The 22,688-nt window shown below is 63.8% G+C and carries 26 protein-coding genes; 19 read left to right on the top strand and 7 right to left on the bottom strand.

Annotated elements, in window-relative coordinates; all coding sequences use genetic code 11:
- Positions 1-21 precede the first annotated feature (21 nt).
- Positions 22-1,452 (top strand): dihydrolipoyl dehydrogenase, encoded by a 1,431-nt coding sequence (gene lpdA / locus NKJ67_RS16065; protein WP_352581924.1) that lies wholly within the window; start codon positions 22-24, stop codon positions 1,450-1,452.
- 98 nt (positions 1,453-1,550) lie between these two features.
- Here the strand turns inward: lpdA and NKJ67_RS16060 are convergent, their stop codons facing one another.
- Positions 1,551-1,892, bottom strand: a complete 342-nt coding sequence (locus tag NKJ67_RS16060; RefSeq protein WP_352581923.1) for a hypothetical protein — start codon at positions 1,890-1,892, stop codon at positions 1,551-1,553.
- 77 nt (positions 1,893-1,969) lie between these two features.
- On the opposite strand from NKJ67_RS16060, the gene NKJ67_RS16055 reads away from it, so the two are divergent.
- The gene (locus NKJ67_RS16055) at positions 1,970-2,563 is read left to right on the top strand and encodes a DUF2867 domain-containing protein (RefSeq protein ID WP_352581922.1); all 594 of its coding nucleotides are present in this window, start codon (positions 1,970-1,972) and stop codon (positions 2,561-2,563) included.
- Between the two features lie 10 nt (positions 2,564-2,573).
- Here NKJ67_RS16055 and NKJ67_RS16050 read toward each other — a convergent pair whose 3' ends face one another.
- The gene (locus NKJ67_RS16050; protein ID WP_352581921.1) at positions 2,574-3,644 is read right to left on the bottom strand and encodes a TraB/GumN family protein; all 1,071 of its coding nucleotides are present in this window, start codon (positions 3,642-3,644) and stop codon (positions 2,574-2,576) included.
- Positions 3,645-4,024: 380 nt separating this feature from the next.
- Positions 4,025-4,963, bottom strand: coding sequence for a tyrosine recombinase XerC (locus NKJ67_RS16045; RefSeq protein WP_352581920.1), 939 nt, complete (start codon positions 4,961-4,963; stop codon positions 4,025-4,027).
- Positions 4,964-5,363: 400 nt separating this feature from the next.
- Here NKJ67_RS16045 and rimM point away from each other — a divergent pair, with 400 nt between their 5' ends.
- Together rimM and trmD are read left to right on the top strand one after the other, a co-directional pair.
- A complete protein-coding gene (gene rimM, locus NKJ67_RS16040; RefSeq protein WP_352581919.1) occupies positions 5,364-5,963 on the top strand; it encodes a ribosome maturation factor RimM in 600 nt (199 codons plus the stop codon).
- Entirely contained in the window at positions 5,960-6,664 is a 705-nt protein-coding gene (gene trmD / locus NKJ67_RS16035) for a tRNA (guanosine(37)-N1)-methyltransferase TrmD (RefSeq protein ID WP_352581918.1), read from the top strand. The genes rimM and trmD overlap by 4 nt, the downstream gene beginning before the upstream one ends.
- Here the strand turns inward: trmD and NKJ67_RS16030 are convergent.
- Entirely contained in the window at positions 6,646-7,398 is a 753-nt protein-coding gene (locus tag NKJ67_RS16030; RefSeq protein ID WP_127267362.1) for a sulfite exporter TauE/SafE family protein, read from the bottom strand. The two genes, trmD and NKJ67_RS16030, sit on opposite strands and share 19 nt — an antisense overlap.
- Before the next feature lie 328 nt (positions 7,399-7,726).
- Between NKJ67_RS16030 and rplS the strand changes: the two genes are divergently transcribed.
- The 7 genes from rplS (at position 7,727) to leuC (ending at position 13,596) form a co-directional block, all read left to right on the top strand.
- Complete coding sequence (gene rplS, locus NKJ67_RS16025) at positions 7,727-8,278, top strand: 50S ribosomal protein L19 (protein ID WP_013528861.1); 552 nt, start codon at positions 7,727-7,729, stop codon at positions 8,276-8,278.
- 156 nt (positions 8,279-8,434) lie between these two features.
- The gene (locus NKJ67_RS16020; protein ID WP_127267363.1) at positions 8,435-8,848 is read left to right on the top strand and encodes an organic hydroperoxide resistance protein; all 414 of its coding nucleotides are present in this window, start codon (positions 8,435-8,437) and stop codon (positions 8,846-8,848) included.
- Positions 8,845-9,354: a MarR family winged helix-turn-helix transcriptional regulator gene (locus tag NKJ67_RS16015; protein WP_352581917.1), complete on the top strand. Its 510-nt coding sequence runs from the start codon at positions 8,845-8,847 to the stop codon at positions 9,352-9,354. Before NKJ67_RS16020 ends, NKJ67_RS16015 begins: the two co-directional genes overlap by 4 nt.
- A gap of 177 nt (positions 9,355-9,531) precedes the next feature.
- Positions 9,532-10,329 (top strand): basic amino acid ABC transporter substrate-binding protein, encoded by a 798-nt coding sequence (locus tag NKJ67_RS16010; protein WP_127382870.1) that lies wholly within the window; start codon positions 9,532-9,534, stop codon positions 10,327-10,329.
- A 66-nt stretch (positions 10,330-10,395) separates the two neighbouring features.
- Positions 10,396-11,208 (top strand): amino acid ABC transporter permease, encoded by an 813-nt coding sequence (locus tag NKJ67_RS16005; protein ID WP_352581916.1) that lies wholly within the window; start codon positions 10,396-10,398, stop codon positions 11,206-11,208.
- Positions 11,209-11,263: 55 nt separating this feature from the next.
- Positions 11,264-11,899 carry a class I SAM-dependent DNA methyltransferase gene (locus NKJ67_RS16000; RefSeq protein WP_256747804.1) on the top strand — a complete coding sequence of 212 codons (636 nt, stop codon included), beginning with the start codon at positions 11,264-11,266 and terminating at the stop codon, positions 11,897-11,899.
- A gap of 287 nt (positions 11,900-12,186) precedes the next feature.
- On the top strand, positions 12,187-13,596 hold the full coding sequence (gene leuC, locus NKJ67_RS15995; RefSeq protein WP_127267368.1) for a 3-isopropylmalate dehydratase large subunit: 1,410 nt from the start codon (positions 12,187-12,189) through the stop codon (positions 13,594-13,596).
- 40 nt (positions 13,597-13,636) lie between these two features.
- Here the strand turns inward: leuC and NKJ67_RS15990 are convergent, their stop codons facing one another.
- Positions 13,637-13,954: a hypothetical protein gene (locus NKJ67_RS15990; protein ID WP_127267369.1), complete on the bottom strand. Its 318-nt coding sequence runs from the start codon at positions 13,952-13,954 to the stop codon at positions 13,637-13,639.
- Positions 13,955-14,114: 160 nt separating this feature from the next.
- Here NKJ67_RS15990 and NKJ67_RS15985 point away from each other — a divergent pair, with 160 nt between their 5' ends.
- Positions 14,115-15,311: a GGDEF domain-containing protein gene (locus NKJ67_RS15985; RefSeq protein ID WP_352581915.1), complete on the top strand. Its 1,197-nt coding sequence runs from the start codon at positions 14,115-14,117 to the stop codon at positions 15,309-15,311.
- A gap of 75 nt (positions 15,312-15,386) precedes the next feature.
- On the top strand, positions 15,387-16,595 hold the full coding sequence (locus NKJ67_RS15980; protein ID WP_352581914.1) for a GGDEF domain-containing protein: 1,209 nt from the start codon (positions 15,387-15,389) through the stop codon (positions 16,593-16,595).
- Here NKJ67_RS15980 and NKJ67_RS15975 read toward each other — a convergent pair.
- Complete coding sequence (locus tag NKJ67_RS15975; RefSeq protein WP_352581913.1) at positions 16,579-16,941, bottom strand: hypothetical protein; 363 nt, start codon at positions 16,939-16,941, stop codon at positions 16,579-16,581. The genes NKJ67_RS15980 and NKJ67_RS15975 overlap by 17 nt on opposite strands.
- A 263-nt stretch (positions 16,942-17,204) precedes the next feature.
- Between NKJ67_RS15975 and NKJ67_RS15970 the strand changes: the two genes are divergently transcribed.
- From NKJ67_RS15970 to NKJ67_RS15945, 6 genes are all read left to right on the top strand, one after another.
- A complete protein-coding gene (locus NKJ67_RS15970) occupies positions 17,205-17,633 on the top strand; it encodes a hypothetical protein (RefSeq protein ID WP_352581912.1) in 429 nt (142 codons plus the stop codon).
- A 260-nt stretch (positions 17,634-17,893) separates the two neighbouring features.
- Complete coding sequence (gene sdhC / locus NKJ67_RS15965) at positions 17,894-18,313, top strand: succinate dehydrogenase, cytochrome b556 subunit (protein WP_032900823.1); 420 nt, start codon at positions 17,894-17,896, stop codon at positions 18,311-18,313.
- A gap of 2 nt (positions 18,314-18,315) precedes the next feature.
- Positions 18,316-18,711 carry a succinate dehydrogenase, hydrophobic membrane anchor protein gene (gene sdhD, locus NKJ67_RS15960; RefSeq protein ID WP_352581911.1) on the top strand — a complete coding sequence of 132 codons (396 nt, stop codon included), beginning with the start codon at positions 18,316-18,318 and terminating at the stop codon, positions 18,709-18,711.
- A 1-nt stretch (position 18,712) separates the two neighbouring features.
- The gene (sdhA, locus tag NKJ67_RS15955; RefSeq protein ID WP_127382862.1) at positions 18,713-20,548 is read left to right on the top strand and encodes a succinate dehydrogenase flavoprotein subunit; all 1,836 of its coding nucleotides are present in this window, start codon (positions 18,713-18,715) and stop codon (positions 20,546-20,548) included.
- Positions 20,549-20,557: 9 nt separating this feature from the next.
- Positions 20,558-21,337 (top strand): succinate dehydrogenase iron-sulfur subunit, encoded by a 780-nt coding sequence (locus tag NKJ67_RS15950; protein ID WP_127382861.1) that lies wholly within the window; start codon positions 20,558-20,560, stop codon positions 21,335-21,337.
- Between the two features lie 233 nt (positions 21,338-21,570).
- Positions 21,571-22,200 carry a YceH family protein gene (locus NKJ67_RS15945; protein ID WP_352581910.1) on the top strand — a complete coding sequence of 210 codons (630 nt, stop codon included), beginning with the start codon at positions 21,571-21,573 and terminating at the stop codon, positions 22,198-22,200.
- A gap of 51 nt (positions 22,201-22,251) precedes the next feature.
- Here NKJ67_RS15945 and NKJ67_RS15940 read toward each other — a convergent pair whose 3' ends face one another.
- On the bottom strand, positions 22,252-22,677 hold the full coding sequence (locus tag NKJ67_RS15940; protein WP_127322672.1) for an OsmC family protein: 426 nt from the start codon (positions 22,675-22,677) through the stop codon (positions 22,252-22,254).
- Positions 22,678-22,688: the final 11 nt, after the last annotated feature.

Here is a 22,688-nt window from a genome sequence, read left to right as displayed (position 1 = left end):
AAAACCGCGTCACACGGCATCATGCTCAAACAGAAGGACAGTATCATGGCTTATGACGTCGTTATCATCGGATCGGGACCGGGCGGCTATGTCTGCGCCATCAAGGCGGCGCAGCTCGGGCTCAGGGTCGCGGTGGTCGAGAAGAACGCGACCTTCGGCGGTACCTGCCTCAACATCGGCTGCATCCCTTCCAAGGCGCTGCTCCATGCCTCCGAGATGTTCGCCGAGGCCGGTCACTCCTTCGACACGCTCGGCGTCGAGATATCAGCGCCGAAATTGAACCTGAAGAAGATGATGGCGCACAAGGATGCGACGGTGTCGTCGAACGTCAACGGCGTCGCCTTTCTGTTCAAGAAGAATAAGATCGATAGTTTCCGCGGCACCGGCAAGGTGCTCGCCGCCGGCAAGGTCTCTGTCACCTCCGAGGACGGCAAGGTCGAGGAGATCGAGACCAGGAACATCGTCATCGCCACCGGCTCGGATGTCGCCGGCATTCCCGGCGTCAAGGTCGACATCGACGAGAAGGTGATCGTGTCGTCGACCGGCGCATTGTCGCTTGATAAGGTTCCCGGCCATCTGGTGGTGGTCGGCGGCGGTGTCATCGGGCTCGAGCTCGGCTCGGTGTGGGCACGGCTCGGCGCCAAGGTCACCGTGGTCGAGTTCCTCGACACCATCCTCGGCGGCATGGACGGCGAGGTTTCCAAGCAGTTCCAGCGCTTGCTTTCAAAGCAGGGCTTCGAGTTCAAGCTCGGCGCCAAGGTCACCGGTGTCGCCAAGGCCAAGAAGGGTGCGACCGTCACCTTCGAGCCGGTCAAGGGCGGCGCCGCCGAGACGATCGAGGCCGATGCCGTGCTGATCGCCACCGGCCGCCGCGCCTATGCCGACAGGCTCGGGCTCGGGGAAGCCGGCGTCGAGGTCGACGAGCGCGGCCGGGTCAAGACCGATGGCCATCTCAAGACCAATGTCTCGGGCATCTATGCCATCGGCGATGTCATCGCCGGGCCGATGCTGGCACACAAGGCCGAGGACGAGGGCGTGGCGGTGGCCGAAACCATTGCCGGCCAGGCCGGCCACGTGAACTATGACGTCATTCCGAGCGTCGTCTACACCAGCCCGGAAATCGCCTCGGTCGGCAAGACCGAGGAAGAGTTGAAGAAGGCCGGCATCGACTACAAGGCCGGAAAATTCCCGTTCAGCGCCAATGGCCGGGCGCGCGCCATGCTGCACACCGACGGTTTTGTGAAGATCCTCGCCGACAAGACGAGCGACCGCGTACTCGGCGTGCATATTGTCGGCTTCGGCGCAGGCGAGATGATCCACGAGGCGGCGGTGCTGATGGAATTCGGGGGCTCGTCTGAGGATCTCGCCCGCACCTGCCACGCGCATCCGACGATGTCGGAGGCGATCAAGGAGGCGGCGCTGGCAACGTTCTTCAAGCCGATCCACATCTAAAGGCACTATCCTCGGTCAAGCCCGAGGGTGACGAACGTAGCGATCCCTACAAAACGGCCCGCCTTTCGGCGGGCCGTTCGTATTTGATATCGAGCCGATCAGTTGGCCGGTGCAGGCGCTGGGGCCGGTGCCGGGGCAGGAGCCGGTGCAGGCGCTGGTGCCGGGGCAGGCGCCGGTTCTGCAGGCGCCGGAGCAGGCGCAGGTTCGGCCGGCTTCATCGGTTCCGCCGGTGCCGGTGCGGGCGCCGGTGTGCTGGCCGCCGGCGGCTCGGCGGGTGCCGGGTGCTCACCGCTTCTTCCGAAAATATAATACGCGACAACCGCCAGAATAACGACGACCAGCGCAATCAGCCAGCCACTACCGCCGCCACCGCTCTGCTTGATGGTGGTGTTGGTGGTGTTGGGATTGAACGGGTCGTTTGGATTCGGTGCGTTCGCCATAAAAGTGTCCTCCGTGGATGAAAAATATCAATCAACACCATATAACGCGCAATCATTGAACTGGTTTCACGCTAGGGTTGGAAAACGCCAAAAACAAGGACAATCCCGCCGTTCCGGCGCCGGAATGGCGTCGTTTCGCCACGCAACGCGCCAAGTTGGTGCCTATTATGATCTTTTCGGAGGATTTTGCCGTGACGAACCCCCTGGCAGAGTTTGTCCCGAATCACTGCAATGCCCTCGCCGGAGCCCAGTTCGCCGACCGCTTTGTGCTGATCACCCAGGGTCTTTCTTTAACGGCACTCGGCGCGGCGGAACGCGCCCTGGGGCGAACGCCGCCCTGGGTCGGCAGGCTCATGGCGCTGCGCAATCTTGCCGTCAGGCCATTCCGGCTGAAGACGGGCCTGGAACCTGCCGTGTTGCCGGGCGGCAAGATCGGGATCTTTCCGCTTATCAGCCAGTCTCCCGGCAAGGTCGTGCTTGGCCTCGACGACCGGCATCTCGATTTCCGTGTCCTGGTCGAAGTCAGGGATCTTGGCGTGGGCCGGCAAGAGGTGGCCGCGACGACGATAGTCAAGACGCACAATCTGCTCGGGCGCGCCTATCTCGCGATCATCATGCCGTTTCACCGGATCGTCGTTCCGGCGATGCTGGCCCAGATCCTGGCGAAGTAAGCTGAAGCAGCTAAAGTCCAACGGGCGTGACGGTGTAACCGGCCTTGCGGAAATCCTCGACGAGGCCTTCGGGGCCGGGGAGGTGGAGGGCGCCGACCGCCATGAAGACGTTGCCCCTGGCAAGGATCGGTTCGGCATGCTCGACCATCACCTTGTTGCGGCTGGTGATCATGGTTTCCTCGAATGCCGCATAGCCCGCGGGGTCGTCCGTGCCTTCCGGCATGGCCGCGCGAAACAGCGGCCAGAACATTCCGGTGTCGCCGCGCTGGTAGAGCACGATCATGGTTTCGTTGATGTCGTTGATCTTATCGCCGAGCTTCAGCGTGTCGACGAGGCCCTTCATGTGAAACGCCAGCGGCAGCGAGGCCATGGCGCGCAACTGGCTTTCAGCAGTCTCCAATCCTTCCACCGGCTTGCCGGAAGCCTTTGCACCTTCCGCCAGCCTGACATCGAGCACCGGGGCGCCGCCTGACTGGCGGGCCAGCTCGCAGGCCGGCAGTGCCATCATGGCAGAGAGCATCCACGGCTTCATCTTGGCAACCGTTGCCGGAGGAATGCCGCGTGCGTCGAGCGCGGCGTTCATGGCCGCCGCATCGTCGGGCGACAGCAGCGACGCCAGCGTCGTCGAATCAGTGAACATCATCAGGTCCGGCTCCTTGAGCATCGCGACCATCATCTTCTGCTTGTCGAGCACGTCCGTGGTTTCGATGATGATGGTGCCGGCGGCGTCATAGGCTTTCTGCGCGTCGGGAGGCAGCGTGGTGACGCGCGGGTCGGTCATATGCATGGTGCCGAACAGGAAGGACGGCTTCTCGCCGGGCTTTTCCAGCTTCCACAACAGGCCCTTGCCGTTCGGTGTCGCGGCGGCTTCCGCTTCGATCTTGCGGTAGGTCGCCGGATCGTTCTTCTGCAAGGCCGACAGCATGTCGGCGCCGGTGCAGGTCGGGATTTCGGCATGCGCCTTGCCGGCCGCGAACAGCAGCGCGGCGAGAAACGACAGGAAGAACAGAACGTTGAGCGCGACGAGCAGCTTCAGCGACACGGAAGCTGCACGGTCGGCGATGGCGATGACTCGTTTCATGATCCCATTCCTAGAACCGAAAAGCGGCAAAACGGTTAATTGGTACTGCGAAATTGTCTTCGACCGGCTATCGCCCTCAGCGGACGTCGATGGTGCTCATGACTCAATGATTAGCGGAAACGCCCATTCCTTCGTCATCCACGGGCGGAGCAAGGAGCGTAGCGACGCGGCGCAGACCCGAGGATCCATGCCGGGACTCTGGAACGCTGCAACAGTGCAGAATTCCGCTCCGCAGCACTCCATGGCAAAGGTCGCGGCATGGATCCCAGGGTCTCCGCGACGGAGCTTCGCTCCTGCTTCGCCCAGGGATGACGACGTTGGGGAGGCTTTCGGCCAATGGTGAACGTTTGGCCACCGATACTATGCGACGCTACTGGCGTTCATGCCCGTGGATGGGCCTGCTCGTAAATCTCGAGCAGCCTCGCAGTGTCGACGCCGGTGTAGATCTGTGTCGTCGACAGGCTGGCGTGGCCGAGCAGTTCCTGGATGGTGCGCAAATCGCCGCCGCGGCCGAGCAGATGCGTGGCGAAGGAATGGCGCAGCGCATGCGGCGTCGCGGTATCGGGCAGGTTGAGCGCCGAGCGCAGCTTGGCCATGTCGCGCTGGACGATGGCCGGGTTGAGCGGACCGCCGCGGGCGCCGCGAAACAACAGGCCCTTGGGGTCGAGATGGTAGGGGCAGAGCCGGCGATATTCGGCGATCGCCCTGAGCGCCACCGGCAGCACCGGCACCAGGCGCGTCTTGCCGCCCTTGCCGGTGACGCGAAGCACCGTGTCGGCCGCCGACGCCAGATCGGCGCCGGCGAGGCCAAGCGCCTCGGAAATGCGCAGGCCGGAGCCGTAGAGCAGTGTCAGCACGGCGGCGTTGCGGGCAGCAATCCAGGGTTCCTCCGCCAGTTGGCCTTCAATGGAAACAACATGCTTGGCATCGCTCGCTGTCAGCGGCTTGGGCAGCGATTTGGGCTGGCGCGGCGCGCGCAGTGCTGCCGCCCCGGCCGCATTGGCGAGGCCGCGCCGCTCGAGGAAACGCAGCAGCGAGCGGATGCCGGCGAGACCCCGGCCCAGCGTGCGGGCACCGGCACCGGCATTGCGCCGCGCCGCGAGAAAGCCGCGCAGGTCGGCCGGGCGCAGATCGGCGATGTCCGAAATGCCGGGCGAGCCGCCGCAATGGCCGGTGAGGAAATGCAGGAACTGGCGCGTGTCGCGCTCATAGGCTTCCACCGTCTTGGGCGACAGCCGGCGTTCTCGCGCCAGCATCTTCAGCCAGCTTTCGCGCGCCGCCTGGAGATCGGGTTTGGCCGGGATCAGGAATTCCTGCATGGCGGCATTTTCGGGTATTCGGGTTAGGAAGCGGTGAAGAGCCGTCATTGAAATGACAGCCGGCTGAGGTTAGGAGACCATCGATTGGTGGCAGGTGACTACCTTGGTGATTGGCTGAAATGCCCGCCCCCTTCGTCATCCTGCGGCGGAGCAGGAGCGAAGCGACGTCGCGGAGACCCCAGGATCCATGCCGTGACCTGCGAGCGTTGCTGCGTTACAAGTCTGATAGCTTTGCGGTGGAGACCACGCGAAGTGTTTGCAAATAGAGACTTGGCAGGAACGAGACTCGTGACCCTTTCTGAACTGCCGTGCTTTTTGGTCGCCGTAACGGAATGGATCCTCGGGTCTGCGCAGTCGCTTCGCGCCTGCTCCGCCCGTGGATGACGAAGGTAAAAGCGCCATGAGCAAGCTCCAGAACCCTGTCCAGATGGCCGTGATCGGCGCCGCCCATGGCATCAAGGGCGAGTTGCGGGTGAAGACCTTCACAGGTGAGCCGCTGGCGCTGGCCGATTACGGGCCGCTCTACGCCAGGGACGGGCGCGCCTTCCAGATCGTCGACATCAGGCCTGCCAACACCGTCGTCGTGGTCCGCTTCAAGGGCATTGCCGACCGCAATGCGGCCGAGGCGCTGGCAGGCACGGAGCTGTTCGTCGACCGTTCGATGCTGCCGGACGACGGCGAGGAAGACGAATTCTACCATGCCGACCTCGTCGGCCTCGAAGTCCGCGACGACACGGCTGCCGTGCTTGGCAAGGTGGTCGCGGTGCACAATTTCGGCGGCGGCGATATTCTCGACGTGACGCTGGGCGGGCGCAAGGGCGTGCTGATTCCGTTCACACAGGCCGCCGTGCCGCAAGTGTCGATCGCCGAGGGTTTTGTCCGTGTCGATCCGGCGGCTGCCGGGCTGGTCGACGACGAGGATGGCGATGGCCCGCGCGAGGAAGACTTCGATCCGAAGGGCCGGCCGCGCGGACCGAGCGATGCCGGGGGCAACCGGTGAGTTTTTCCGCTTCGGTGCTGACGCTTTACCCCGAGATGTTTCCCGGCGCGCTCGGCCTCTCGTTGGCCGGCCGGGCGCTGGAGGCCGGGACGTGGTCGCTGGAGGCGATCCAGATCCGCGACTTCGCCACCGACCGCCATCGCACCGTCGACGACACGCCCGCCGGCGGCGGCGCCGGCATGGTGATGCGCGCCGACGTGCTGGCGAAAGCCATCGACCATGCTTCGCCGGAAGGCGATGCGCGGCCTCGGCTGCTGATGAGCCCGCGCGGCAAGCCGCTGACCCAGGCGCGTGTGCGCGAGCTGGCCGCTGGGCCGGGTGCCGTCATCCTGTGCGGCCGCTTCGAAGGCGTCGACCAGCGGGTGATCGACGCGCGGGGATTGGAGGAAGTCTCCATCGGTGATTTCATCCTCTCGGGTGGTGAGCCGGCAGCGCTCGTTCTGCTCGATGCGGTGGTGCGGCTGTTGCCCGGCGTGATGGGCAACGCGGTGTCGGGCGAGGAGGAGAGTTTCGAAAACGGCCTGCTCGAACATCCGCACTATACGCGGCCGCAGGAGTTTGAAGGCCGCGAGATACCCGAGGTGCTGGTCTCGGGCAATCACAAGAAGATCGCCGCGTGGCGTCGGGCGGAGTCAGAGGCGTTGACGAAAGAGCGGCGTCCGGATTTGTTGGGCGCCGCCGCTCACCCTTTCCAAAAGTAATAGAAAGCCAGAAACAGACCGACAGCGACGACGAAGCCGCGCACCGCGTTTTGTGGCACGCGCTTGGCGATCCAGACGCCGGCATAGCCGCCGAGCGCGCCGCCCGGGATCATGATGATCGCCTGCGGCCAGGCGACGACGCCGCCCGAGACGAAGACGACGATAGCGACCGCCGCGATGACCATGGCCAGCATGTTCTTCAGCGCGTTCAGCCGGTGATAGTCGCCGGCCTGGGTGAGGCCGAGCGTCGCCAGCATCATCACGCCCATGCCGGCGCCGAAGAAGCCGCCATAGATGGCGGTGAGAAACTGCGCCAGGGAGCCGGCGAGCGAGCCCACCGCCGCTTCATGACCGGGCTTCGGCACTGGTTTCAGCCAGGGGCCGGCTGCGAACAGGGCTGTCGCGGCCAAGAGCAGCCACGGCACCAGAGCGCGAAATGACGGATTGTCGAGCGCCAAAAGGATCAGCGCGCCGGCCAGTGCACCCACGGCCGAAATCAGGCACAGCAGCAGCGCGCCGCGCCAGAAGTGCCTGATATCGGCCGAGTAGGCGAGGGTCGAGGTGATGTAGCCTGGAAATTGCGTCACCGAGGAGGTGGCGTTGGCGACGATCGGCGGCAGGCCGACCAACGTCATGGCGCCGAAGGTGATGAAGGTGCCGCCACCGGCGACCGCATTGGCGGCGCCTGACAGGAAGCCCGCCAGAAACAGCAGGATGGCATCGAAGACAGACATGAATTGCGGCCGCTCAAAACTGTGTTATTTCAGGCTTAGAAAGCCTGAACGACCGGCGCAACCCGGCACGGCAGGATTACGATGGTGCCATGCGAGCAGAAAATGCGCTGCCAAGGCGTGACAAAGCGGCGAAATAGCTGTATGTGCCCGCCCGTACCGGCCAGAAAGAATCTGCCGGACCCGTCAACAATGACGGTGTAGTCGCCCCTGCCTGATGTTTCAAAGACAAATGTCTTGGAGACAAAAGGCATAGCCAAGCGGTCAATGGAACTGCAAGGCGAGTGTCGGACGCTCTGACTGTCGGAAGAACAAGAAGTGGACTTTTGAGATGGATATCCTCCGTCAGCTCGAGGCCGAACAGGCCGCCAAGATCGAAGCCAAGCGCAAGCTTCCCGAATTCCAGCCCGGCGACACCGTGCGCGTCCAGGTCCGCGTGACCGAAGGCACCCGCACCCGCGTCCAGGCCTATGAGGGCGTCGTCATCGCCCGCGCAGGCGCCGGCTTCCAGGAGAACTTCACGGTTCGCAAGATTTCCTACGGCGAAGGCGTCGAGCGCGTGTTCCCGGTCTACTCGCCGATGGTTGAAGGCGTCGAGATCGTTCGCCGCGGCAAGGTGCGTCGCGCCAAGCTCTACTACCTGCGCGATCGTCGCGGCAAATCGGCCCGTATTTCGGAAAACACCGGCGTGCGCGCCCGCAAGCTGAACGACGAGGAGCGCGATGCGCTGAACGCCGAGAAGGCCCGCATCGAGGCCGAGAAGGTGGCAGCAGCCGAGGCCCTGGCCGTCGAGAAGGCAGCCCAGGACGCCGCCGAGAAGAAGGCCGCCGCCGAAGCCGAAGCAGCAGCCAAGGCCGCCGCGGAAGCGACCCCCGCCGAATAAGGTTTTCGGAAATCCCATTCAAAAAGGCGGCTTCGGCCGCCTTTTTTCGTTTCACCAGACTGTGAACGCTTTCAGCGTCAGAAACAGGATCCGGCTGTTGACGGCATATTATCTTGTGTACTAAATAATCGCGCACAAGATAATTGGAGATTTGATATGGCACTCTACACCACACAGGCTCACGTCACCGGCGGCCGCGCCGGCCATGGCGAGACCAGCGACGGTCTGCTCAAGGTCGATCTGGCAATGCCCAAGGAGCTCGGCGGGCCGGGGGGCGCCACCAATCCCGAGCAACTGTTCGCAATCGGCTATGCCGCCTGCTTCGAAAGCGCCATCCGCTTCGTCGCACGCAAACAGAAGCTGTCGCTGACGGATGCCGGGGTAACCTCCACCGTCAGCCTGCTTCCCAATGGCGAAGGCTTTAAGCTCGGCGTCGCGCTCGCGGCGGAAACGAAAGGCCTTGATCAGGCGGCGGCGGAAGCGCTTGTATCGGAGGCGCACAAGATCTGCCCCTATTCCAACGCCATCAGGGGCAATGTCGACGTAGCGCTTTCGGTAAAGGCGGCATGACGGAAAAGACGACAAAGAGCACCAGCGACGCCCCGGCCGAGGCCGCCGGGACGTTTCACGTTCCGCGGCTCGACCAGCAGCTGTGCTTCGCGCTCTATTCGGCAAGCGGGCTGATGACGAAGCTCTACCGCCCGCTGCTCGATCCGCTCGGCCTGACCTATCCGCAATATCTGGCCATGTTGGCGCTGTGGGAACGAGCTCCAAGCACGGTTGGCGAGCTTGGCGAAGCGCTTGGGCTGGATTCGGCGACGCTGACGCCGCTGCTCAAGCGGATGGAGGCTGGCGGACTGGTCACACGCCGGCGCGACCCCGCCGACGAGCGCCGGGTTATGGTCGAGCCGACAGCGAAGGGCCAAGCGTTGCGTGAGCAGGCTAAAAGCGTGCCGGCGGCGATGCTTTGCAACCTGCCGCTGGATGCCGACGAGTTGAAATCCCTGCACCGCACGCTGACGCGGTTCGTCTCCGGCTTGCGCAAGGCAGATGCCGGCATCGCGAAGCGGAGCTGATCGCTGCCGCAACACCGTTCATTCCTGAATCCCGGAAATGAAGGCACTGGAATCCCTTTTCGCGCGCGCTGACGCAGCGGACCGTCTTGCATGACGCTTGCGGAAAGCTAAAGTCGGCGCCGTATTTTCCTGCAAGCCCGGCCATGTCCGGGTCCGTCAATTTCCGGGGAGTGTGTCATGACCAAATCGAAACTGCTGCTGGCAGGCCTGCTTGCCCTCGTCCTGACGCCCGTTGCCGCCTTTGCGCAGGCGCTGCCCGACCTCGGCGGCAAAAAGGTGGTGGTTGTGACCGAAAACGCCTATCCGCCGCTGCAGTTCATCGATGCCAAGACCGGCAAACAGATCGGCTGGGAATATGATGCGATGAACGAGATCGCCAAGCGGCTCAATTTCACGGTCGAGTACCAGAACACTTCCTGGGACGCGATGATCCAGGCGGTTTCCGACAACCAGTACAACATTGGCATGACCGGCATCACCATCAAGGACGACCGCAAGGAGAAGGTCGATTTCTCCGACCCCTATATGCGCTCGGAACAGTTCATGCTGGTGCGCGGCGATGAGAGCCGCTTCACTGACGCCAAGACCTTCGGCGACTTCAAGGACGGGCTGATCGGCGCGCAGGCCGGCACCACGCCCTTCTACACCGCCGTCTATAGCGTGCTCGACGGCAATGAGCAGAACCCGCGCATCAAACTGTTTGAAACCTTCGGCGCGACCGTGCAGGCACTGAAGTCCGGTGACGTCGATGTCGTTTTGACCGATGGCACCGCTGGCAAAGGCTATGTCGACGCCTCCGAGGGCAAACTGAAACTGATCGGCGGGCCGCTCGGCACCGAGGATTTCGGTTTCATTTTCCCCAAGGGTTCCGACCTGGTGAAGCCGATCAACGCGGCAATCGCTGCGTTGAAGGCGGACGGGACGTTCGATGCGCTAAACAAGAAATGGTTTCTTGATTACAAGATGGGGCAGTGATTTCCCGCTGACTTCGCGCTTGAACGCCCCCCTCTGCCCCCACGTCTGCTTGGCCGGCATCGCCTGATGGCAACGCCTTCCTCTTCGTCCAAAGCCGACTTCCCCTGGTGGCTTGTCGTTGCCGCAGCCCTCGCGATCGCGGTGGCCGTCTTCGTCGCCACCAGCAACCTCTATGCCCAGGTGTTCGCCACGGTCGCCAAGGGCATCGGCGTCACCATCTTCGTCACCGTGATCGCCTTCGTGCTGGCGTCGGCCATTGGGCTCGGCATCGCGCTGATGGGAATGTCCGGTTCGCGCTGGCTGCGCCAGATCGCGCGCTTCTATGTCGAGATCGTCCGCGGCGTGCCGATCCTGGTGCTGTTGTTCTGGATCGCCTTTGCCGGCGCGCCGGCCTTCGTCGCGGCCTGGAACGCGCTGACCGCGCCGCTGCAAAACGCCGGCCTGTTCGGCGAGCTTTTGGTGCGCGACGTGTCGCTGCTCTGGCGCGCCATCATGGCGCTGACCATCGGCTATTCGGCTTTCATCTCGGAGGTTTTCCGGGCCGGCATCCAGGCGGTGGAGAAGGGTCAGATCGAAGCGGCGAAGGCGCTTGGGCTGACACGCGCGCAGCGTTTCCGGCTGATCGTGTTCCCACAGGCAATCCGCACCATCCTGCCGCCGCTCGGCAATGATTTCGTCGCTTTGGTCAAGGATTCCTCGCTGGTCTCGGTGCTCGGCGTTGCCGACATCACGCAGATGGGCAAGGTCTACGCCGCCGGCTCCTTTCGCTTCTTCGAGACCTATTCGATAACGGCCTACATCTATCTCATCCTGACCGTCGGCCTGTCGCTGGCGCTCAGGGCGCTGGAGCGGCGGCTGCGCCGCCAGCACGAGGAATAGTTTTTCGGCCAAGGCAGCGCTACGATCCCCGAGCATTCCCCTTGAGGAGGTCCCCATGATCGTCGACAAAGCCAATGCGGCGCTGGATTCCGTCTACACGGCCGACACGCCGGAAGCGCTTGAGGAGGCCTACGCCGCGTGGGCTGCGACCTATGACAGCGAGACCGCCTCGCTCGGCTACCTCCTGCCTTTCCTGATCACCGCCTGGGTGGCGCGTCATGTGCCGGCGGGCGATGGCCCCTTGCTCGATGCCGGCTGCGGCACTGGCCTGTCGGGACCCTCGCTGAAGGCGCTCGGTTACCGCTACATTGCGGGGCTCGACCTCTCGCACGATATGCTGAAGATCGCCGGCAGCCGCAATGCCTACAGCGACCTGAAGCAGGCAATGCTGGGCGAAACGCTGCCATGGCCTGACGGCCACTTCCGCGCCTTCTTCTCGACCGGCGTGTTCACCATCAGCCATGCGCCGGCATCCGGCCTGCACGAACTGGTGCGCATCACCCGCCAGGGCGGCCATGCGATCTTCACCGTGCGCGACCAGGTGTTTGAGAGCGGCGGCTTCCAGGCGGTGTTCGATGAGCTGGAGCAAGCTGGGAAATGGCGGGCGGTCGAGGAGAGCCCGTGGTTCCGCTGCTATGCGATCGCCGAGCCGGACGCGTTGGTGAAGACGTTTGTGTTTGAAGTGTTGTGACCCCACTTCCCTTCTCCCACAAGGGAGGAGGTAAAGGCGCTGAACGCCGCAATTGCCGAAAACCCAAAACATTGGTATGAGCCACGCCATGGAAGAGCTTTTTGGCGATCCGGCCTACAAGGGGTTCGTGCTGCAGGACAGGAAACGCCTGCCGTCGCGTTTTTCCGCGCGCGTGTCCGGGGCGCTGACCAGCCGACTACCCTAGGCCGACCTGTTCGGGTCCCTTTCGCCGGGCCTGAGGTCCGGTACCTGCTCTTTCCCATTCTCATATCGACGGATTTACGCACATGAGCGCACCGCGCACCCTCTACGACAAGATTTTCGACGACCATGTCGTCGATCGCCAGGACGACGGCACCTGCCTGCTCTACATCGACCGCCACCTGGTCCATGAAGTGACCAGCCCGCAGGCCTTCGAAGGCCTGCGCATGACCGGCCGTAAAGTCCGGCATCCGGAAAAGACGCTGGCCGTGGTCGATCACAATGTCTCGACCTCGCCCGAGCGCAAGTTCGGCATCAAGAACGAGGAAAGCCGCATCCAGGTCGAGGCGCTGGCCAAGAACGCCAGGGATTTCGGAGTCGAATATTATTCCGAGAACGATATCCGCCAGGGTATCGTCCACATCATCGGACCCGAGCAGGGCTTTACTCTGCCCGGCATGACCATCGTCTGCGGCGACAGCCACACCTCGACGCATGGCGCTTTCGGCGCGCTGGCGCATGGCATCGGCACGTCCGAGGTCGAGCATGTGCTGGCGACGCAGACGCTGATCCAGCGCAAGGCCAAGAACATGCTGGTGCGTGTCGACGGCCAGTTGCCGGAGGGCGTCACCGCCAAGGACATCATCCTCGCCATCATCGGCGAGATCGGCACCGCCGGCGGCACCGGCTATGTCATCGAATATGCCGGCGAAGCGATCCGTGCGCTGTCGATGGAAGGCCGCATGACGATCTGCAACATGTCGATCGAAGGCGGCGCGCGCGCCGGCCTGATCGCCGCCGACGAGACGACCTTCGCCTATGTCAAGGACAAGCCGCGCGCGCCGAAGGGCGCGTCCTGGGATGCGGCACTCGAATATTGGAAGACGCTGCAGTCCGACGAAGGCGCGCATTTCGACAAGGTGATCGTGCTCGACGCGGCCAAGCTGCCGCCGATCGTCTCCTGGGGCTCCTCGCCCGAGGATGTCGTGTCGGTGCAGGGCATCGTGCCGAACCCGGACGACATCGCCGATGAAAACAAGCGCACCTCCAAGCAGCGCGCGCTCGACTATATGGGTCTGACGCCGGGCACCAAGATCACCGACATCACGCTCGACCGCGTCTTCATCGGTTCGTGCACCAACGGCCGCATCGAGGATCTGCGCGCCGTCGCCAAGGTGGTCGAAGGCAAGACGGTCAGCCCGCATGTCGATGCGATGATTGTGCCCGGCTCCGGCCTGGTCAAGGAACAGGCGGAAGCCGAAGGTCTCGACAAGATCTTTGTCGCCGCCGGCTTCGACTGGCGCGAGCCGGGCTGCTCGATGTGCCTTGCCATGAACGACGACCGGCTAAAGCCGCATGAACGCTGCGCCTCGACCTCGAACCGCAATTTCGAGGGCCGGCAAGGCTTCAAGGGCCGCACCCATCTCGTGTCGCCGGCGATGGCGGCCGCGGCGGCGATCGCCGGCCACTTCGTCGACATCCGCGAGTGGAAGTAACCCGGATTTGAACCAGAACCCGAGCCGCGCCCGGCTCGGGTCAGCTCTTTCCGTCGCGGCGGACGAGCTCGTGGAACTCCTCGCGGCGTCCCGGCTGTTCGGCCGCGACCACAAGCGCAAGCTGTTGTTCCTCGAAGAGCTTGAACCATTCGTCCCATTCGACGAGTTCATAGCCTCCCGCATTGAGCGGCCGTTCAGGCTGGTCCTGATCCTGATAGGCGTGCTGGCCGAAGACCAGCCTCAACATGGGCTGCGTCCCCGCTTCCGGCGATATGTCGACGATTGCGGGAAAGCCGGCGCGCCCGGCAGCCCATGAGCGGATCGCATCGTGGTCGGTCAGTGTGATTGTGTCGGCCATGGGTCGCTCCAGATTGTGAACGGAGGAACGCTGACTGGGGACTGCGGTTCCGTGACATTATTTTGAGACGGCGGTCCTGCTTATCGCTTTCGCTTAACCGCTTGTTTGGGCTTGCCCTCTAAGCTCTTCCCTGACGTAAGCCAGGGGAAGTCACAGTCGGTTGGACACGGGTCTGCTCATTGCGCTGCTCAACCCGACGATCGCGCTGGCGCTCGGCGCGGCGTTCCTTGTGCTATGGTCCTATCAGCGCCACCGCCCCTATCTGGCCGTTTTGGCGATCAGCTACAGTCTCTCGGCGGCTGGCTTCCTGCTGCAGTATTTCACCTTGCCCATCGGGATGCCGCTGACCAAGCTTACGTCGAACATCTGCTTCACCATCGCCGCGTGCTGCCTGGCCAGCGCTGTCATCCACCGCTATGGCCGCAAGGTGCCCTATGTGGGGATCGCCCTGCTGGCCGGCGGCGGCCTGGCGTCGTTGTGCTGGTTCCTGTTCGTCGCGCCGGATCTCACCTGGCGCATCCTGGCGATGAATTTCGCATTCGGCGGCATCAGCCTTCTGGTTGCTGCCGAACTGCGCCCGGTGCGCAACAACGGCCCGACCGAAAAAATCCTGTTCGTGCTGTCGCTGCTGTCGGGCGTCAATTTCTTCGTGCGCACCCTTGCCGTCGTCATCGCGCATGGGTCCTTCGCCAGCTATGACGGGTTCTATGGCTCGTCCTACTGGACGACGGCGCTGCTGTCGCACGCGCTGCTCTCGCTGCTCATCGCGCTGTGCCTGTTTTCCGCCGCGGCACTCGACGTGTTGAAGGCATTGAAGACCGAGACCTATACCGACCCCCTGTCGGGCCTGCTCAACCGGCGTGGCTTCGAGGAACGCGGCATGCTGCTCTTGCAGCACTGCGCCTCGGCCCGGTTCCCGGTCGCGCTGGTGCTGGCTGACCTCGATCACTTCAAGGCGCTCAACGATGTGCATGGACATGGCGCGGGCGATCGGGTGATCGCCGACTTCGCCGCCAAGCTTCGGTCGGCGGCCGGCGCGCGCGGTGTTGCCGGGCGTATCGGCGGCGAGGAATTCGCGGTGCTGCTGCCACTCAGCGATCTTGCCGCGGCCCGGCTGTTCGCCGAGGCGGTGCGCACCGTCTATTCGGCCGGCCATGTCGACGGACTTCCCCAGGGAACGAGGGTGACGGCAAGCTTCGGCGTGGCGGCCCGCAGCGGGGGCGAGGCGCTGGAGCCGCTGATGCGCCGTGCCGACGATGCGCTCTACAAAGCCAAGAAGAACGGCCGCGACAGTGTACGCCTGTCCTATGAGCGGCCGGAAACGGCGTTCCTGCCGGAGCCGTTCAAGACCGGCTGAATCTGCCCGGACGGGACAGCGTTAACGTCTTCTTCGCCCGTCGATGATTAGCTGTCGGCGCGGGTGCGGGAGAACATGAGCGGCGCTAACTTCATCCTGTTGATCAATCTGTCGGTTGCCGGCCTGCTGGCGGCATCCTTCATGGCGGTCGCCTTCCATGATGTCGGCCGCGCGCCGGCGCGCTGGCTGGCATTTGGCTATCTGCTGGGCATGGCCTATTCGGCCATCGAATTCTCCATTCCCGCTTTCTCCGACGCGCGGCTCCCGGTCGTGGCCGCCTTCGCGGTTTTCCTTGCCGCCACCATTGCGTTCAATGGCGGGCTTGCCCGCAAATACGGCGTGGCACTGCCCTGGAAGCCGATGCTGTTGTTCCTGTTGACCACCACCATAGCTGTGTATTTCGTGCAGGATCTGCCCCGCCAGTCGCTGATCCGCATCATGGCTTACCAGCTTCCCTATGCGGTCATGCAGTTTGTCGGGCTGGCCATTGTCTGGTCATCGAGGCAAAAGCTTGCCCGTCTCGATCGCATGTTGATGGCCGTGCTGGCGGCGAGCGGTCTGCAGTTTGCCTCCAAACCGTTCATCGCGCATGCGCTTGGTGGCTGGGGCGCCAATCCGCAGGCCTACCTGCAAAGCAACTACGCGCTGGTGTCGCAATCGCTCGGCACTGTCTTTGCGCTGGCGCTGGCGCTGCTGATGCTGGCCATCCTGGTTCGCGACGTGCTTGCCGAAGTGACGTCGAAGTCGGAGACGGACACGCTTTCGCGCCTGCTCAACCGCGGCGGCTTCACCCGGCATGCCGAGCTGGCGGTGCTTGGCGCGATGCGGCAAGGCGTGCCGGTCGCACTGGTCATCGCCGATCTCGATCATTTCAAGAGCGTCAACGACAGCTTCGGCCATGCGTCAGGCGACCGGGTGATCGAGACTTTTGCAGGCTTCCTGCGCGAAGCTGCAGCCGCGCATCACGTTGCCGGCCGGATTGGCGGCGAGGAGTTCGCCATCATCCTGCCGGGAACCAACCTTGCCGCGGCGCGGCTGTTCGCCGAGGGCACGCGCAGTGCCTTCGGCGCGCTGCCCATCGACGGGCTGCCGGCCGACAACCGCTGCACCGCGAGCTTCGGCGTCGCCGAACTTCATCCAAGCGAAGACTTTGCCGATCTGATGCGGCGCGCCGACCAGGCGCTCTATCAGGCGAAGAATGCCGGGCGCGATTGCGTGCGCGTCTCCGCCGGACCGGCTGGCAACTGGTTGTCAGCCGGTATCGAGGCTAGCGGCAGGGGCTGAGTTCGGGCATCTCGCCGTCGGAGAGACCGTACATATAGGAGCGGCCCTTCACCAGCACCGGCGGCCGATAGCAATCGCTGTATCCGGTGATTTCGTCGGCTTCGTTCTCGTAGATCACCTTGGGCTGGCCGGCGCTGGTGTAGTCGGAGAGCTGCTTGGCCAGCCTGCCTTCGCCAACGATGATGCGCTTGTAGCCGGCGGCGCTGTCGATAACGAGATTGCCGAAGGAATCAGCGTAGACACGATCCTGATGCCGGGCGCCTGCGAGCGCGGGCGCTGCAAGGCCAACGACCGAGGCCGCTACGATGAGCACCGCAAGGCGCGATCTGCCTGAATTCGAACGCATGGCGTCCTCCGTGTCTTGAGGGAAAGCCTCCTCGAATCAGAAATTAACGTTTTCTTAACCTTTGTTAAGAGGCCGGCGCGTTTGGCGGCGACGTCTCGGTAAACATGGTTAATATTCGTTAATATCCGACTGGATGGAAAACCCGGTGGTCATCATTCGGCCATGCTTGGCCGCACCATCGCGGCTGGTGTCCGTCTCGGCGTCGGGATGACCTTGATCTTGGCAGAGCATCGCGGCTGGTTTGCTGCGCGGGAGGACAGCATATGGCACTACGCCGGCCGATTTGGGCGTCCGTTTTCCCGTTGCTCGGTGTCGTCGCTGGCTGTGTGCCACAGGACGGCGCGCCGAAGGCGGCCAATATCGTCGTCGTCTCACCTGCGCCGGCTCAGCAGTCCGTCGCAGCCGCGGCGCCTCCGGCAGCTTCAACCAAGATCATCACCGACCTTACCGCGCCGCGATCCGGCATAGGCACGGCCACTTACAGATGCGGCAACAACGGTATGATCTCCATCCAAAATCTAGGCACGTCGTTGCGTGTGGTCGGGTCCGACGGCGCGACGGAGGAGTTTGCGGCGTCGCCCGCCAACCAGAGCAGCCGCTACCAGGCGGCCACGCATGACGCAATCGTGATCGACGGACGCGAGGCGCTGGTGATGAAGAAGGGGTCGACGCCGCAGACCTGCAAACGCTAGGGCTAATCTCAACACCGCCGGGCCCTTGGGCCAGACATGTTGCACTGCAGCGATATCGAGCCGGCTTCGGGCCTCCCGGCCTAATCGATTGAAGCCTAAGCCGGCCTTTTAGTCAGACTAAATTACGTTTTCGAAACGGTTTTCTGGCTTTGACGCGGTGCAAAAAGAGCATTAGAAACCGGCTGTCCGAAGTCGCAACCGGAAGCGGCAATGCCGCATTTCCACCTGAGGCTCCAGAGAGACGCCGAACTGGGGGAGCCATGAGCAAATCACCAGCCACCCGCGAATTTGCCAGACGTGAACGGCCGATTTCGCCGCACCTCACCGTGTACCGGCCGCCGATCACCATGACGATGTCGATCATTCACCGCATCACCGGTGGGGCGCTGTATTTCGGCACGCTGCTGGTCGCCCTGTGGCTGATGGCGGCGGCCAGCTCGCAGGCGACTTTCGATTGGGCCAATTGGGCCTTCGGCACCTGGCTCGGCCGGCTCATCCTGTTCGGCTACACCTGGGCGCTGATGCACCATATGCTGGGTGGCGTGCGCCATCTGGTCTGGGACACCGGCGCCGGCCTCGAGAAGCATACCGCCTCGAAGATCGCCTGGGCGACGCTGGCCGGCTCGATCCTGCTCACGCTGCTGATCTGGATCGCCGGCTATATGGCGCGGGGAGCCTGACCATGAGCGGCAAAAACACCGACATGCGCACGCCGCTGGCGAGGGTCCGCGGCCTCGGCTCCGCCCGCGAGGGCACCGGGCATTTCTGGCGCCAGCGCCTGACCGCGATCGCCAACATCCCGCTGATCCTGTTCTTCGTCGGCTTCCTGATCGCGCTCAACGGCGCCGACTACGCACGTGTGCGGGCAGCTCTTGCCAACCCGTTCGTCGCGCTGGTGATGGCCCTGGTGCTTATTTCCGGGCTTACCCATATGCGGCTCGGCATGCAGGTGATCATCGAGGATTACGTGCATGGCGAAGGCATGAAGCTGGCGCTGATCGCGCTCAATACATTTTTCACCATAGCGGTCGGCGTCGCCTCGATCTTCGCCCTGCTCAAGCTGGCATTCGGAGGCTGAGTTGGCCAAGGACGCGAAACAAGCCAACACGGCAGGCTATACCTTTGTCGACCACAAGTTCGACGTGGTGGTCGTTGGCGCCGGCGGCGCCGGCCTGCGCGCCACGCTCGGCATGGCCGAACAGGGCCTGCGCACCGCCTGCATCAGCAAGGTGTTCCCGACCCGCTCGCACACGGTGGCGGCGCAAGGCGGCATTGCCGCCTCGCTGTCCAACATGGGTCCCGATTCCTGGCAGTGGCACATGTACGACACCGTCAAGGGCTCGGACTGGCTGGGCGATGTCGACGCCATGGAATATCTGGTGCGCGAAGCGCCGGCCGCGGTCTACGAGCTCGAACATTATGGCGTGCCGTTTTCGCGCACCGAAGAGGGCAAGATCTACCAGCGGCCGTTCGGCGGCCACATGATGAACTATGGCGAAGGCCCGCCGGTGCAGCGCACCTGTGCCGCCGCCGACCGCACCGGCCATGCCATCCTGCACACGCTTTACGGCCAGTCGCTGAAGAACAACGCGCAGTTCTTCATCGAGTATTTCGCGCTCGACCTGATCATGGAGCCGGACGGCACCTGCACCGGCGTTCTCGCCTGGAACCTGGATGACGGCACCATCCACCGCTTCTCGGCCAAGATGGTGGTGCTGGCGACCGGCGGCTATGGCCGCACCTATTTCTCGGCCACCTCGGCGCACACCTGCACCGGCGACGGCGGCGGCATGGCCGCGCGTGCCGGCTTTCCGCTGCAGGACATGGAGTTCGTGCAATTCCACCCGACCGGCATCTATGGCGCCGGCTGCCTGATCACCGAGGGTGCGCGCGGCGAGGGCGGTTATCTCGTCAATTCCGAGGGCGAGCGCTTCATGGAGCGCTATGCGCCGTCAGCCAAGGACCTTGCCTCGCGCGACGTCGTCTCGCGCTGCATGACGCTGGAAATCCGTGAGGGTCGCGGCGTCGGCAAGAACAAGGACCACATCTTCCTGCATCTCGACCATCTCGATCCCGCCGTCCTGCATGAGCGGCTGCCGGGCATTTCGGAATCGGCCAAGATCTTTGCCGGTGTCGACCTGACCAAGGAGCCGATTCCGGTGCTGCCCACGGTCCACTACAATATGGGCGGCGTGCCGACCAATTACTGGGGCGAGGTGCTCAATCCGACGGCGATCAATCCAGACCAGGTGTCGCCCGGATTGATGGCTGTCGGCGAAGCCGGCTGCGCCTCAGTGCATGGTGCCAATCGGCTCGGTTCGAATTCGCTGATCGATCTTGTGGTGTTCGGCCGCGCGGCCGCGATCCGCGCCGGCCAGGTCATCGACCGCAAGTCGGCGATCCCTTCGCCCAACGAAGCCTCGGTCGAAAAGATCATGGACCGCTTCGACCGGCTGCGCCACGCCAATGGCTCGACGCCGACGGCCAGCTTGCGTGAAAAGATGCAGAAGGCGATGCAGGAAGACGCGGCCGTATTCCGCACGCAGGAGTCCCTCGAAAGCGGCTGCAAGCGCGTTTCGCAGATCTGGGGCGAGTTGAAGGACATCAAAGTGTCCGACCGCTCGATGATCTGGAACTCCGATCTGGTCGAGACGCTGGAGCTGGAAAACCTGATGGCCAATGCCATCACCACGGTCTACAGCGCCGAGGCGCGCAAGGAGAGCCGTGGCGCACACGCACGCGAGGACTTTTCGGCGCGCGACGACGCTGTCTGGCGCAAGCACACGCTGGCCAGGCTCAGCGAAGACGGCAAGGTGACGCTCTCCTACCGGCCGGTGCACACCGAGCCGCAGCTGGCTGAAAAGGACGGCGGCATCAGCCTCGCCAAGATCGCGCCCAAGGCCCGGGTGTATTGAGGATCGAACATGGTTGAACTCACGCTCCCCAAGAACTCGAAGATCCAGCAGGGCAAGACCTGGCCGAAGCCGGAGGGCGCCACCAATCTGCGGGAATACCGCATCTACCGCTGGTCGCCGGACGATGACGAGAACCCGCGCATCGACACCTATTTCGTCGACATGGACGATTGCGGGCCGATGGTGCTCGACGCGCTGCTGTGGATCAAGAACAAGATCGACCCGACGCTGACCTTGCGGCGTTCCTGCCGCGAAGGCATTTGCGGCTCCTGCGCCATGAACATCGACGGTTCCAACACGCTCGCCTGCACCAAGGGCTGCGACGACATTTCCGGCGCGGTAAAAGTCTACCCGCTGCCGCATATGCAGGTGGTAAAGGATCTTGTGCCCGACCTCACCAATTTCTATGCCCAGCATGCCTCGATCCAGCCTTGGCTGAAGACGGTGTCGCCGGAGCCGGCCAAGGAGTGGCTGCAGAGCCATGAGGACCGCGAGAAACTCGACGGGCTCTACGAATGCATATTGTGCGCCTGCTGCTCGACCTCGTGCCCGAGCTACTGGTGGAACGGCGACCGCTATCTCGGCCCGGCAACGCTTCTGCAGGCCTATCGCTGGCTGATCGATAGCCGCGACGAGGCCACCGGCGAGCGGCTCGACAACCTCGAAGACCCGTTCCGGCTCTATCGCTGCCACACCATCATGAACTGCGCGCAGACCTGCCCCAAGGGCCTCAACCCGGCCAAGGCGATCGCCGAGATCAAGAAGATGATGGTGGAGAGAAGGGTCTAGGCGGAGCGGATTTGCTGCAAACCTCGGATGTAGCGATCCGTAGCGCCCCCTCTGCCTGCCGGACATCTCCCCCACGTGGGGGGAGATTGGCTGTCATCGCGGCTTTAGCCAATCTCAAAGGTTGAAGGATGACGCGCGCTCGGCGAAGCTGGCGATCTCCCCCCACGTGGGGGAGATGTCCCGCAGGACAGAGGGGGGCGCTGTCCCGCCGGCCTCAGAAAGGATTTAGTCCAATGAGCGACGATCTTCCCATCCTCTCTCCCAGCGAAGCCCGGATCCTCGGCTGCCTGATCGAGAAGAAAGAGCTGACGCCGGATGTCTATCCGCTGACGCTCAACGCAGCACTGGCCGCCGCCAACCAGAAGACGGCGCGCGAGCCGGTGATGGCACTGGAGCAGACCGAGGTGCACCGGGGGCTGAAGCTGCTTGAACAAAAGGGACTGGTGCGGCAGATGTTCGGCTCGCGCGTCGAGCGCTACGAGCACCAGATGGCGCAGCGCTTCTCGCTGACCACGCCGCAGACTGCTTTGATCGGCCTGCTGTTGCTGCGCGGGCCGCAGACGGCCCATGAACTGCTGGCGCGCGGCGAGCGCATGGCGCGGTTCTCGTCGATCGAAGATCTGCGCGCCGAACTCGACATGCTGATCGGACGTCGGCCGCCACTCATCCAGGAAATCCCGCGCGGACCAGGCCAGCGCGAGGACCGCTACGTTCATCTCCTCAGCGGCCCGGTGGACGTTGCCGCCCTTTCGGTGCAGCGAAGTGCATCGGCCCTGCCTGCTTCCGACCTGGAGGCGCGGTTGGAGGCATTGGAGCAGGAAATCGCCGCACTGCGCGCTCGCCTGGACGCGCTGGGAGCATAGGCCGGCGCGCGCCTGGGTGTTCGCGCCGGGTCTTACACGGATGCAGCGCTTTCAGCCGAGCCGGGCATCAAGCGATACGTTTATGGCGCCGAGCGCCTTCGAGACCGGGCATCCGGCCTTGGCCTTCTCGGCCAGCTCGGTGAATTTCGCCGCATCGATGCCGGGCACCTTGCCGACCACGGTGAGGGCGCTGCCGGTGATCCCGGTGCCTGGAACCAGCGTCACCACGGCCTTGGCGTCGAGTTCGGTGGCAGGCGTGCCGTTCTCGGCCAGGAAATGCGAGAACTGCATGGCAAAGCAGCCCGCATGCGCCGCGGCGATCAGTTCTTCCGGGTTGGTGCCGGATTTGCCGCTCTCGTCCTCGAAGCGCGCCTTGAACGAATAGGGCGTGCCCTTCAAGGTTCCGCTCTGGGTGTCGAGCGTGCCCGTGCCCTCTTTCAGATTGCCTTTCCAGACGGCGTTTGCGGTGCGGTCCATGAATTCCTCCT

This window comes from Mesorhizobium sp. M0088 (genome assembly GCF_040322895.1).
Classification (GTDB): domain Bacteria; phylum Pseudomonadota; class Alphaproteobacteria; order Rhizobiales; family Rhizobiaceae; genus Mesorhizobium.
This window is presented reverse-complemented; position numbering and strand designations above follow the sequence as displayed.